We start from the raw sequence: 13,548 nt of genomic DNA, 5'->3' as shown, positions 1-13,548 counted from the left end.
AATTGCCTGTATCTTATTGGGCATATCGTGAAGAAATGTGATTTTATGAAAATTTTAATTGTAGATGACAACCATAACGTCTCGGAGACGATTGCAGACTATCTTGAGCTCGAAGGCATGATTATCGATTGTGCGTTTCATGGAGAGGCTGCGATTAAGTTAATCGAGGAAAATCATTACGATGTAATCATCATGGATATCATGATGCCGAAGCTCGATGGCATCAGTACGGTACAGAAGCTTCGACAAGATAAGTTATGTGGAACGCCAATTCTCTTCCTAACGGCAAAAGATACGCTAGATGACAAAATCGCGGCTTTTAAAGCGGGGGGAGATGATTATTTAATGAAGCCATTTGCGATGGAAGAGCTCAGTTTGCGTGTTCATGCTTTGGCTAATCGTGGTCCAAGACAAGATATCGGAACGCTCAAATTTGCAGATATTTGTTTAGATGCGCGTAAAGGAAAAGTAACGAGAAAAGACAAAGAAATTAAGCTGAGTCGAATTCAAACTAAAATTTTAAAATTGCTCCTCCAACGTGCTCCAGCAGCGGTCTCGCGCACAGAAGTGATCGATAGTGTGTGGGGAGACGAACCACCTGGAAGTGATGCACTTCGTAGCCATATTTATGGTTTAAGAACCGCACTAGACAAAGGTTTTGAAGAATCACGATTAGAGACTATTCATGGACAAGGTTACCGACTTAAAGCATAACGAATATCCAAGCATTTATCGCAAGATCCGTTGGGGTTTTGGGGTCATGACGTTTGTGATGTTTACTCTTTTTTGGTCGCTGATTTATGTGGCAGAAAACAAACTTGAAGTGCTGAGTTTACATCACTGGCTTGATACTGAAGCGGCGCTTTATAGTGAGAATTTCGAGAAACAGGGCTGGGATGCGCCATTGCCAAACGTATTGGAGTTCAACTCATATTGGAGTGAAGCTCCGACACCGGATTGGTTGCTCTCTTTTACTTCGCCCGGTTTTTACGAATATCTGCTTGGTGAAGAAGACAAACACTTCGTCGTATTGAAACACCCCTCAGGGAAGGGGCTTATGTACATTGTATTTCAAGATGACTCCGATGATTACCTCGACGAATACGAAAGCTCGCTGCATCAGTTTACGCTACTGCTCGGTGGCTTATTTTCATTTGTTATGGTCGGGTATGGCATTTATATGGTGCGAATATTGTCTCGACCACTAGCGCAAATCGAAGAAAAAATTAGCCAAATGTCACCGGATCAACCCGCTTTCCAAGTTGAAACTAAGTTCAGCGAAACACGCCAGATAGAGCAAACTTTGCTGGATAATAAGAACGATATCGCGGGCTATTTCAAACGAGAACAAGAATTTAGCCGTTTTGCATCGCATGAGTTGAGAACGCCAATCATGGTGATTAAAGGCTCAACAGACATTCTGACGCGTATTCCTGATCAACCTCGAGTTGCGCAAAAAGCCATCACGAGGATGCAGTCAGCTTGTGACGAGATGCGTGTACTGACAGAAGCGTTTCTCTTACTTGGTAAAGAGAAAATAGAGCCTCAGCATTACGGAGAGCATCAGCTTCTCACTTGTTTACAAAAACAGTTGGAAGAGCTAGCTCCTTTATTTGCCAAGCAAGATTCGAATTACGCTTTGCACGAACAACATAGTGGTGTAGTGAAGGCACCAGAGAGTTTTGTGACCATTGTTATCAACAATCTGATTAAAAACGCCTTTAGCTATAGTGTGGGAGATATTGAAATTGAGTTGAAAGGTCATGCGCTTAAGATCCTAAACCGTCACGATGGCAACGAGACGTACAACGCTGGTTATGGTTGTGGGCTTGTTATCGTACAACGAATATGTGAACGGATGGGGTGGGCGTTAGTACTGGACGATGATGGTGTTCGATTTAGTGCAAAAGTGGAGTTCTGCTCTTAGCTTTGCGCGTATTGATTCAAGTGAGAATTAACGCTCTGGATTTTTCTTGTCGTACGCATCTAACCCGCAGTCAAACAAGAAAAAACTGGAATTTGAATTAGACTGAAGTTAGTGAAGCGGAAACTCGAGGAACCGTTATGCTCTCTTATCAGGTCAGCCGAAGTATTGAAATTAATAAGAATCAAAGTGAAATTATTGGCTATCTCAAGAACTTCAATAACTGGCCCAGCTGGTCACCATGGATTATTCTTGAACCAAGCTGCGAGCTGACATTCAGTGATAATCAGGGCCACGTTGGAGCTGGTTATCAATGGAATGGTCAGCGTATTGGGACTGGCGCGATTGTACTGGAAAGTACTCAAGAGCATCGATTAGATATGGAGCTGCATTTCTTTCGCCCAATCAAGAGCCATGGAAAGGTGACTCTAATCGTGACGCCGTCACAAAATGGCTGTTTAGTCGAATGGCAAATGCAATCTCGCGTCCCTTGGTATCTGTTCTTTCTGAAAAGTATGTTTAAGTCGATGATAGAGATGGATTATCAACGTGGGTTACGCATGCTTAAAAGTAAGCTTGAAACCGGACGAGTGCATTCAGACTTAGCCGAAATTGGTAACCGAACGTTGCCTCAAATTCATTACATTGGGATCAAGGGTGTGGCTAGCTTGCAGGAATTAGGTTCGGTAATTGAGAAGCATGTTCAGCAACTAGAACAGTTAATTAGTGACGAAACCCTATCCGTGAATGGTGAATTGTTTTGTTATTACCAGTCGATGGATATGCAGAAAGGTACATTCGAGTTTATCACTTGCTTTCCTCTTCATAACTCAGTACCAGCGCCTCAAGGGGCGGTTACTGGTACCATTCCTGAGAGTGAAACATTTGTCGTTGAACACCGAGGTGAATATCAGTTTTTGGGAAATGCATGGGCTTTAGCGATGAACTTGGTTCGTCAGAGTGGTATGAAAGTCAAAACCAGTCCTTTAGGAATCGAACGCTACCTGAATAGTCCGAAGGAAACCACGGAAGAAGGGCTAAGAACGGAAATTATTTTGTTTAAGAAATGACAGGCGCAGGCGAGTAGGGTGTTTAGGTATCATACTAGTTATGCGAAATGTTATTAAAGAATAATAGCCTATCTGTTCCTACCCATAAAAATGCCTCAGCAATCGCTGAGGCATGGTTTTACAGGCCAACTTCTCTTGTTAGAGAATTATTGTGCACGGTATTTACCGCTGTTTAGTTCAATTTTAGACGCTTTTACCCGGCTGTCTGCGTTTAGGTAGTCGCTAATACTTAGCAGATCTTGATCTTGAGATGCTTTTAACACCGCTGATTCCCCCTCTGCGAAGATAACTTCTAATTTTAACTCTTTGGCGACTGCTTTCGCTTCGTTAGGATTGTTTACGGTGATATAAACCAGTCCAGTGGCTTTGGATACGTTACTAAACGCATTCTTAAACACCTCATCACCCGCTTGAAGTTTTACGTCTTCAGATAGGGTTCTAACAGTGCCAGTTTGCACTTTTCGATAATCTTGGCCATTAATCTCAACCGCTTCTGATGGCACAAACAGTTCTGGCGCAGGTTGTTGAGAGAGCTGTTGCTCAGCGTATACACTCGACGTCATGATAACGAGAGCCAGCATAGAAAATGATTTGTATTTCATGTTATTGACTCCTTTAGTGTCCAAATATGCGCATCGACCAGTTCTTAATAACACCGGGCTGAGCGTTGTTTGCCATCGGAACGTCATAGATGGTGGAAGAGTTGAAATATGCAATGTAAGAATAGACTTCATCGCCGTTCGTATCTATTGCTCGCAACGTCCATTCGCCTTTTGCATCTTCGCCATAAAATTGGTTAGACAACATTAATTGATCTTTGTAGCCTGTAATCGTTGGATCAAGAGATTGACCAACAAGACCATTGCGCGGTGTTTGCAAAACGGAACGAGTCCCTGATGGCGAAATGAGCTCGATAGCTAAGTCGGGCAGACGAGCGTGGTCCAATGTCAATGTCACCTGAACGGATTCTACTGTCAGCTCATCGGCAATGGCGATACTTGAAGAACCACCAACTAGACTTGCATCGGGTACACTTACTTCTGTAGCGTTATTAACCCATGGCGTAATGACTTGAGCTGGTAAAACACGATTCGTCATGCGAGCACGTTGCATCGCTTCATCTAAATCTACAGCGCCGAAGCCATAAAAAGTATGGAAATCTACGCCTGCTGCGTTTTTCTGCCAAGGGGCAATGGCCTCGTAGCTAACCTGTTCACCATTATGGTTAGTAAATTCAAGCTGTACGCCTGGATGCGCTTTATCCGTTACTTTTGCTGTCTCCGCTAGTAAAGCACGTACATCACGAGCAGAAAGTGCGTGGTTGGTTGACATGATTGCCGCGATGGCACCCGATGTGTTTGGCGCAGCCGATGAGGTTCCGTTCATCGTACTGGTATAGTTACAGTTCGGATCGAGCTCCGTTCCGCCGTGTAACCCATTAATGCCAAGGCCTTCACTGGTATTTTGCCCTTCTTCACAACCCATTAAATCAGTGGTGACCATAGCAGGGAAATCTTGCCCATATTCACCTGCTGGTGCTGCAACCCACACGTTCGAACCCACCGATGAGTAACTCGCTCGCGTACCATCCGCTCGTAGTGCACTAGTGACTAAATTGAAGTAATTGGCGTTATCATAAGACTGAGCAGAGTTGTGCATCGGTAAGCCTTGATTGTCTCCACCAGCAAAGAAGTTACTTGGCAATACGAAGAATCGCCCTGCATTGAAATAACGGTAACCATTACCTGCTGACTTTACAAATACAGCACCTCGACCCCAGGCGTTACTCTCGCTGACGTTTTTCATCACGTCCATTTCAAGTTTTAGTTGAGGGTCGCTTTCATCAAAAGTAATCGGGTTTATAGGGCTGAAACCGTAACTTTGGTTAAATACGCGAACATCACGTGTTGCTGGGTCCATGCCATGGGAGATTAACCAACCTTCTAATGTCTGGTTGGCTAACCAGTTAAAACCAATGAGGGAAGAGTGAGAAGCGACACCGCGTCCGCCTTCACCGTTGTTGCCGACGGCGCTAATCAAACCGGCTACAGCAGTGCCATGACCATTAGTATCAACCGGATAACTTGGTGGGAATGAAGAGTCTTCGACGAAGTTTCTGCTACCTGTAACTATATTACCTGCAAGGTCGGGGTGATCGATCTGCACTCCAGAATCAATGACGGCAACTTTCACACCAACACCTGCAATCCCCATTGCCTGAGTGAGCTTAGTGTTTAAGTCGTTCCCAGCAACAGCAGGATTAGCCGCAAACGCAGTTTGCCCCGTGTTGTCTAAGTGCCATTGTTCAGAATAGAGTGGATCAAACGCCGAGACGGCAGGTGCAATGCCTACTGCCAACATAGCAGAAAATAGGCGATTAATGCGTATTTCCATTTTTGACCTCATGTCTTTGTTTGGAATTTTTTAGTTCCTGTTTCATATTCCGCTAACAGGAACAAACAAAGCTAACGACAAAGAATAAGGACGAAAACCATTTACAACTTGTTTACATTAAAAGTTCGATGGACAACATAAGTCTTTGTTAATTTACTGAAACCATGAGGTTTTTATATGTCGCATCGAGCATGCATGAAAAGTGAAAAGCAGAAAATACGAGTGTACCGTCTGCTTCAAGAGGGGAGTTATTTAGTTGAAGCGGGTTGAATAGTTGCCATTGGTTTCTTAGGTTCGGCTTTTTCTTTAGGCAGCACGTTATCAATCCACTTTTTAATGTACAACTTATCGAATTCTTTATCACACCACTTTTTGTTTAATCCACGTCGATTGAACTCAGCACCAATCGCCACTTTGGTTTGGTTAGTTGCACGGTTGTAGTAGAGAGTTTCACATAGTTGAGTGTTACTCATTTGCTGGGCATACACGTTGACACTGCTGCTGCGCATTCCCAGTTGAGATGCTTGCTGATTACTACACGCCATAAGAAATAGAGGCGCAAAAGTAATAATGATTAGATTTTTTTTCATGTGTGCTTTTTTATGATGTAGGATGAATGACGAACTGGTTTCTACCAGCTTGCTTCGCATCATACAAAGCTTGGTCTGCCAAGAAAAACCATTGATCCCATTCTTGTTTAATTATTTGTGCCGACAGTTTGTCCACTGCTCCAAGGGAAATTGTCGTGTTTAATGGTTTAGAGTCAACCACCAATGGCGTGTTTTCAACGGTATATCTCAATCGCTCCAAAAACTTAGCGCAATCTTCAGCTCGCTGTACTTCGAATAATAGGACAAACTCTTCTCCACCCCAACGAATGAGTAGGTCACCAGAGCGAGTGGATTCATTAAATAGCGTGGCAATATGAGTCAGCATTTTATCGCCAATATCGTGTCCATATTGATCATTAAAGGTTTTAAAATGATCAACATCTAAAACTGCTAAGGCAAATGTTCTATCTGGGCTTCTACGAGCCATTTTGTCCAGCCAAATGTGAAGATAGCGACGGTTATGCAGTTGAGTTAACGGATCGGTAGTATTTTCTTGAGTGAGTGCTTTATTAATACGTCTAACGCGCAGTACGTAACGAAAACCAACGACACCAATTGCCGTAATAGCGATAAAGTAGAACATTTCTCGATAGCGCTGCGAACGCAGTTCAGACGCTTGTAGCGCATTTTTTGTTTCTAGCAATTTGAGTTCTTTCTGGGCTAACTTAGCTTCGAGATCAAACTTAATGTTAATCATCTCTTCACCATGAATATGATGAGAAAACTCAGCCTCCAGCTCTCTTAATTGGGTTAAATAATGAAAAGCGGCTTCATAGTCATTAAGAATTTGATGAGCGTTTACCAGTACCGAAAGCATATCAATACGCTGCCGCAGCTCTAATTCACTGGTTGACTTGGTTTGTTCTAGAACGTTAAGCGCTGTTGTAATAGCTTTATCGTATTGTTTGTTTGCGAGGTAAGCCTCTGCAAATGCCTCGTAACAAGACGTTTTTAGCATTTCTAGATTTTTTGGAATGGGCAGGTCTACGCAACGTTGTGCGACCATTAATGCATCATCAATTTTTCCTACCGAGCTCAACATTTGTGAAAAGCTGGATAAAGAGTGGTGCTTGACTGTGTCAGACCCCGTTTGCATTGAAAGTCGAATGGCTTCATTGAAATAATATTCCGCTTTTCTGTTATCTCCGAGGCTCGAGTGAACGATGCTAAGGTTTGCGTAGATAACCCCCATAAAAAAGCTATTATCGTATTGATATTCGCTCTCTAGGTAAGTGTCGAGAGCTTGCGTTAGGTAACTGTTGGCCCGAGCCCAATCTGATGCGTCGATGTAGACCGTCCCAATGTTGTTCAGTGTCATCGCGACTTGTATTTCAAATACTGTTTTTTCTAATAACTCATAGGCATTGCGATAATATTTTAGGCCACTGCGTAGTTGATTTCGAGATACTTCTAGATTGCCTAACCAGCGGTAAGCACGGCCTTCTAATGCTAGATAACCAAGATCACGGGCTGTAGAAACAACGTCATGGAGTAACAATTCTGCGTTCCAGTTATCGTCTTGCTCAATCATTGTTACAGCCTTATTGAGCTGTGCTTCAGCGACGACCCATTCCAAATGGTGCTTTTTACCGAATTCGATTAAATCGGGCATATCTTTCGGTAATGGAACGCCTTCGTAACGCTTAAGGTACTTTCGTGCAAAGTAATACAGAGCAAGAGACTCCGCTGATGCATTCTGTGGCGCATTTAACTCATCTTTTTGAATTGATCGCGGCTTACCCATCGAGCGAAAGTAGAGTTTTAACATGGGCTTGCTTTCTGCTGAAATGTGTTCTTCCAGATAAGCTTGCTTTTCGGTACTCGCCAGTACGTTGGTGGGATGCAAGAAAAGTCCAAGTGCAGTACAAAGTGCGCAAGCCAGTTTTTTAATTGAGAAGTGCATGAGCGTATTAATAAAATGTGATCTCTTAACCGAATACCAGTTAAGTCTACCATTTCTTGTTGGTTAAGTGCGGATGGATTCCCAGTGGCAAAGTGTTTGGGGAGTGAGATACGAGAAGGATCTCTATAATATTATGATTTATAAAACAAAATCTATTGAAAACTTATGCAATGATTAGGCGATGGTATAGATAAGGTAACGATGACAGGTAGGCGAGCATATTCGGTGGACTCAATCTAATGATTTAAGCCGCGGATTCATCGCTCAAAATCAGGGCGAAGTGTAAAAAATTACGTTTCTGTCATAAATATTTAATGTTTGTATGGGTTGTTAAAAAACTGGATATTAGACATAGTGTTATTAAGCCAATAAAAAATGGCTTTTATAATAAATAGGAGATTAACTATGCATAATGAAATGATTCAACCTTCGCACTTCGGCATTATCGGCCGTACCTGCATCGCTTCAGTACTTATGATTGCGGGTGTTTTCGCTCTTATTTAAGAGTCAAGGGTAACGATGATTACCTTTTAAAGAGTAAGAAAATTCAGGGAATCACCTTAACCTTGTGTAAGGTATTCCCCTGAAAATCCAAGCTAGTCTTTAGTTATTAGCTGAAGAAGCTAAAAATCAATGCACTTACCGCCACAATGCCTGCTGCTAGAACAAAGTAAGTAGAGACATTTCCTCGATATTGTTTCATCGCCTCGATTTTATACACCGCTAACATTGGCATAATAAATAAGATCATTGCAATAACAGGCCCTGACAATGCTTCCATCATACCAAGAATACTTGGGTTCATGATCGCGGCCGCCCAGATTGAGAAGAACAGTGCTGCCACGCTGATACGATCAACACGCTTCTCAGATAGGTTAAAATGCTTGTTAATTAAACCATTTAAGCTTTCACGCGCACCTAAAAAATGCCCAAGGAAAGATGAAGTGATAGCAACAAACGCTACTAAAGGACCAAGTGTTGCAATAAATGGATTATCGGTTGCGTTCGCTAAGTAAGACAATACGGATACGTTTTGTTCTTTTGCTTGAGCCAATTGTTCAGGTGACAGTGTTAGTACACAGGAAAATACAAAAATAAGAACAAAGGCAATCAGCATAATGCTAGTGCGACGAAGAATAACTTCGGATTTGGCATCTGCCTGCTTACCGTAATGGCGACGTTGTACATTTGCAAAGCTTGAAATTGCAGCTGCGTGACTAAACGAGAAAATCACTACAGGAACTGCTAACCACATAGTGCTAGCAAAAGCTGACGCTTCTGGCACATCCATGACAGGCATGGTCCAGTTCGGTATTAAGTAAAATGATAGAAAGGCAAGAATGGCAACAAGTGGGAACACCATGATGGCAAAGGCCCGTAGCATTACTTTTTCACCCGCCATCATAATAGCAATTAGTGCAAACACTAGTACGCCAGAAAGCAAAGGTCTAGGTAAAGAAGCCATATCAGCCTGATTTACCATGAAGCTATCTACTGTGTTTGTTATTCCAACCCCATATATCAACAGGATCGGGAAGATTGAAAGAAAATACAGCAGTGAAATAGAACGACCTGCTTTTGCGCCGAAGTGCTCTTCCACTACATCAGTGAAGTCTGCGTTTTTGATCTTAGAAGATAGTACAAAACGAGCTAAGCCACGGTGCGCAAGATAGGTCATTGGAAAAGCAAGTACTGCCATCGCGACTAAAGGCCAAAAACCACCAATCCCAAGGTTAATTGGCAGAAACAGGATGCCTGCGCCAACGGCTGTTCCAAATAGGCTAAGAACCCAATGTGTATCATGTTTTGACCAAGCTGTGGTTGTGTTTATTTCACTAGGATTTAAGGCATTTCGAGATTCTTTCACTTTAAAACTCGCTTTTATAAAAATAATAATGCTGAAAATGGTAAAGGTTTTAGTGTTTATTATCACATGCGAAGCTTGGTGAATAATGCTGTGGATTTGGTGTGGTTGTAAATTATCCAACTATGAATTTTTCAATAAACCAGAATAAAGTTCTTAAATGTAATGCATTTAATGGTTATATGTATTGAAATTTTCATCTTGTGTGGTTTTTGATTTTGCGGTTAAAACTTAATCACGGATGTATGTTCTAAGTGAGTTAGGCCTAATTTTCAGGAAGAATATTACATTTCTTAAGCACTTAATTGAGATGTTTGTGTCCCGTCATTTAGATGAGATTTAGGTATACTGCTGCCATTCATGTTAAAGAAGGAGTCATTGAATGGACATCTTGTCTGCGCAAAAAGAGGACTTATTTGCCATATATAAGCTCGAAAATACTTTATTTGGAGAACACGCCTATCCTCAATTTTTCTTTCGGCAAGCTTTTGATTGTTGGGGAGAGAGTTTACTGGTAGCAAAAGAGGGAGAGCAGGTCGCAGGGTATATATTGCTAACGACTAGCACAAATGCACATCAATATTGGATCATGTCATTGGCCGTCGATATTCAACATAGAGGTAAAGGTATTGCGCGTTCCCTCCTAGAAAACGTTATTGCGTCGTTGACGTTAGGCTCAAGCGTGAAATTGACTGTCGATCCTAAGAACCAACCTGCATTGTCTTTATACCTCTCCCTTGGCTTTAAAACGTTAGAAGAAGAAGCGCATTATTTTGGTGACGAAGAATCCAGGTTAGTTATGGAATTAGTAAAGTAATACTGCACGATAATGACCGAAATTTGCACACAATCAGTGCGTAGCATTACGTTGCTATAATTGGTTTTAAGCTAACCCTTTGTATGGTAAGGGTTTTTAATCTTGGCACCTCACTTGCTTTACATAAACGTTCATCGATAACTCGATGCGCCGCTCTTAATAGCAGGCGAGAGCGGTATAGGGTATTACTTTTTGAAAATGTACTAACAGCGTTAAAGGCATTGCTGCCTCTCTCGATTCGGGAGAGGCTTTTTTTTGCTAGTAAGTTGGGCTGAATCGCACTGGAGGTGTTATGTCGCAAGGATGCAAAAAAACCACTTGTCCCTATTGTGGTGTTGGATGTGGTGTCGAGGTCAATGCGAAAGGAATCGTTGGGGATGCGTGTCATCCTGCAAATGCGGGATCACTGTGCGTGAAGGGTGTCGCGCTGGCAGAGAGCTTGAATATGCCTTCGCGCTTGTTGTATCCAAAGCTTGTCACCAAGCAACGACCTCAAGGGCAAGAGGTGCAATGGCAACAAGCCACGGATCTGATTGCTGAAAAGATTCATCAAGCGAAAGCGGAGTTTGGACCGGATTCCATCGCGATGTACGTGTCAGGGCAGTTGTTAACGGAAGACTATTACGTCGCCAACAAACTCATGAAAGGCTATGTTGGCAGCGCAAACATCGATACGAACTCGCGTTTGTGTATGTCTTCGGCGGTTGCGGCTCATGTACGAGCATTTGGTGAAGATGTCGTTCCCGTCAATTACGACGATATTGATAAGACTGAGCTATTGATCATTTGCGGTGCTAATACCGCTTGGACGCACCCTGTTTTATTCCGACGTATTCAACAAGCGAGAGAAAACAATCCTAACCTCAAGCTGGTGGTCATTGACCCGCGTGAAACGGTCACCGCACAGCAAGCGGATTTGCATCTACCGATTAAAAACGATGGTGATGTGTCACTCTTCAATGGGCTGCTCAAGTTTCTTATTGAACAACAATTGATTGATTCTGAATACATAAATTCTTATACCGACGGATTTAATGCACTTAGAGAAGAAGTTTCTGATTTGCGTTACGATGTCACTAATTTGACGTCTTCCATTGGCATTTCAGAAGAAAAACTCACGACATTCTTCCAATGGTTTGCGCAAAGCCCAACCGCAATTACGTTGTTTTGCCAAGGGGTAAACCAAGCCGAAAATGGCGTCGACAAAGGCAATGCAATCATTAATGCACACTTGGCGACGGGTAAAATTGCCAAGTCAGGTTGTGGGCCGTTTTCTATTACAGGTCAGCCCAATGCGATGGGTGGGCGAGAAGTCGGTGGATTGGCAAACCAGTTAGCGGTTCATCGTGCTTTTGACGCAAAGTCTATAAAGCAAGTGCAGGCGTTTTGGGATTCACCAGAAATTGCCACTCAGCCCGGTTTAAAAGCTGTTGAACTGTTTGAGGCGGTAGAACGTGGTGAGATTAAAGTTCTCTGGATCATGGCAACCAATCCTGTTGTCTCTTTGCCAGATAACCAATTGGTAAAACGTGCACTAGAGATTTGTCCGTTTGTGATTGTTTCCGATATCACAGCGGATTCGGATGTAGCGCATTACGCGGACCTATTGCTACCCGCCGCTGGCTGGGGGGAGAAGCAAGGCATGGTGACCAATTCTGAGCGTCGACTTTCAAGGCAGCGCCAGTTTCAAACGCCTCCCGGTGAAGCAAAATCAGATTGGTGGGCGATAAGCCAAGTTGGGCAAGCTCTGTGTGCATTGGAAAAGACACAAAATGGCTTTGCGTTTACTTCTGAGCGGGCGGTATTCAGGGAATATGCCGCGATGACAGGCATGAATGCAGATTCGCCATTGAAGCTAGATCTTTCTCAATACGCCAACTTAACCGAGCAAGAATACGAAGAGTGGGTGCCGACACAATGGGGAGGAGAGCGCCCTTTTGCTGATGGCGTCTATTCACACCCAGATGGAAAAGCGCGTTTTGTCGTGACCAGTGAATCTCCAACGCGCTTAGAAAGAACAAAAGGCTGGTGGCTCAATACGGGCAGGCAACGTGACCAATGGCATACCATGACGCGCACAGGGCATATCGCCCACCTTGCCGCCTCAGAGTTAGAACCAACCGTGTACATGAACACGCTCTCTGCCACTCAAAATCGCTTAAAAGCAGGACAGCTCACCAAGCTGTTTCAGCCTGCTTCAAACACCGGTATTTATGCCAAAGTTGCCATTGATGAAGGTTTGGGTTTTCAGGAGCTGTTTATGTCAATGCACTGGGCGGGTCGATATGGCGGTGAAAGCAGTGTTAATGCGATAGTAAACAGCGCAAAAGACCCTATTTCAGGGCAGCCTGCATTTAAGTCGTCTTATGTTGAAGTGCAAGACGCCGCGGTCAAAACCTACGGTATGTTCATCGGTACACAGTTTGATTCCGGTAAATTTCTCTACAGCGCATTTCAAGCAGAAAGCAATTTGGGCATTTGGCGCTTTGCACATGATAAGCGACCAAAGAAGCAGAGTTTTTGTCGAACGGAAAAGAGCCGCAGAATTACGATAGATATTGTCCAAGGTTGGCTAGCGGTGGACTATGACCTTGTTGGAGACGTGCGTATCATTCGCTCTGTTTTGGTGGTGTCTAGTGAACCGATTCAAACCGACTACACCAACTTTACCGGCTTGATTGGCAAGCCGATGGAGCTATCGCAACTGCTTACCATCACTCAATCGCAAAGCAGTGCCAAACTGGTTTGTAGTTGTTTCCGCGTTACCGATAAACAAATACATGACGCGATGGAGAAACAAGACTGCACGTCAGTGACCCAACTTCAAAACAAACTCAAATGCGGTACTAACTGTGGCTCGTGCGTCTCTCAAATCAAACAAATGGTCGACAGCCATCAGCATCAAAAGGGCAAACAGCAAGCGAACCAGCAAAGTCTGGCGATTCAAATAAAGTAAGTCATAAAG

10 protein-coding genes are annotated in these 13,548 nt (G+C 43.3%); 5 read left to right on the top strand and 5 right to left on the bottom strand.

The window, feature by feature from the left end; translation table 11 throughout:
* Positions 1-45: 45 nt before the first annotated feature.
* From UQW94_RS02370 to UQW94_RS02360, 3 genes are all read left to right on the top strand, one after another.
* A complete protein-coding gene (locus tag UQW94_RS02370; RefSeq protein WP_322141961.1) occupies positions 46-714 on the top strand; it encodes a response regulator transcription factor in 669 nt (222 codons plus the stop codon).
* The gene (locus tag UQW94_RS02365) at positions 686-1,927 is read left to right on the top strand and encodes a sensor histidine kinase (RefSeq protein WP_322141960.1); all 1,242 of its coding nucleotides are present in this window, start codon (positions 686-688) and stop codon (positions 1,925-1,927) included. The genes UQW94_RS02370 and UQW94_RS02365 overlap by 29 nt, the downstream gene beginning before the upstream one ends.
* Positions 1,928-2,064: 137 nt before the next feature.
* Positions 2,065-2,994: an SRPBCC family protein gene (locus UQW94_RS02360; RefSeq protein ID WP_322141959.1), complete on the top strand. Its 930-nt coding sequence runs from the start codon at positions 2,065-2,067 to the stop codon at positions 2,992-2,994.
* 146 nt (positions 2,995-3,140) lie between these two features.
* Here the strand turns inward: UQW94_RS02360 and UQW94_RS02355 are convergent, their stop codons facing one another.
* The 5 genes from UQW94_RS02355 to UQW94_RS02335 form a co-directional block, all read right to left on the bottom strand.
* Entirely contained in the window at positions 3,141-3,596 is a 456-nt protein-coding gene (locus tag UQW94_RS02355) for a hypothetical protein (RefSeq protein ID WP_025767689.1), read from the bottom strand.
* 13 nt (positions 3,597-3,609) lie between these two features.
* Positions 3,610-5,388 carry a S8 family peptidase gene (locus tag UQW94_RS02350; RefSeq protein ID WP_322141958.1) on the bottom strand — a complete coding sequence of 593 codons (1,779 nt, stop codon included), beginning with the start codon at positions 5,386-5,388 and terminating at the stop codon, positions 3,610-3,612.
* A gap of 248 nt (positions 5,389-5,636) precedes the next feature.
* Positions 5,637-5,978: a hypothetical protein gene (locus tag UQW94_RS02345; RefSeq protein WP_033906993.1), complete on the bottom strand. Its 342-nt coding sequence runs from the start codon at positions 5,976-5,978 to the stop codon at positions 5,637-5,639.
* 10 nt (positions 5,979-5,988) lie between these two features.
* On the bottom strand, positions 5,989-7,902 hold the full coding sequence (locus tag UQW94_RS02340) for a tetratricopeptide repeat-containing diguanylate cyclase (RefSeq protein WP_322141957.1): 1,914 nt from the start codon (positions 7,900-7,902) through the stop codon (positions 5,989-5,991).
* A 610-nt stretch (positions 7,903-8,512) separates the two neighbouring features.
* A complete protein-coding gene (locus tag UQW94_RS02335) occupies positions 8,513-9,769 on the bottom strand; it encodes an aromatic amino acid transport family protein (RefSeq protein ID WP_017820237.1) in 1,257 nt (418 codons plus the stop codon).
* A 379-nt stretch (positions 9,770-10,148) separates the two neighbouring features.
* Between UQW94_RS02335 and UQW94_RS02330 the strand changes: the two genes are divergently transcribed.
* Together UQW94_RS02330 and UQW94_RS02325 are read left to right on the top strand one after the other, a co-directional pair.
* A complete protein-coding gene (locus tag UQW94_RS02330; RefSeq protein WP_017634213.1) occupies positions 10,149-10,583 on the top strand; it encodes a GNAT family N-acetyltransferase in 435 nt (144 codons plus the stop codon).
* A 292-nt stretch (positions 10,584-10,875) separates the two neighbouring features.
* Positions 10,876-13,539, top strand: a complete 2,664-nt coding sequence (locus UQW94_RS02325) for a nitrate reductase (RefSeq protein ID WP_238854895.1) — start codon at positions 10,876-10,878, stop codon at positions 13,537-13,539.
* Positions 13,540-13,548: the final 9 nt, after the last annotated feature.

This window comes from Vibrio sp. PBL-C16 (genome assembly GCF_034321865.1).
GTDB lineage: Bacteria > Pseudomonadota > Gammaproteobacteria > Enterobacterales > Vibrionaceae > Vibrio > Vibrio alginolyticus.
The sequence above is the reverse complement of the archived record's forward strand: the minus strand, read 5'-3'. Positions and strand labels throughout refer to the sequence as shown.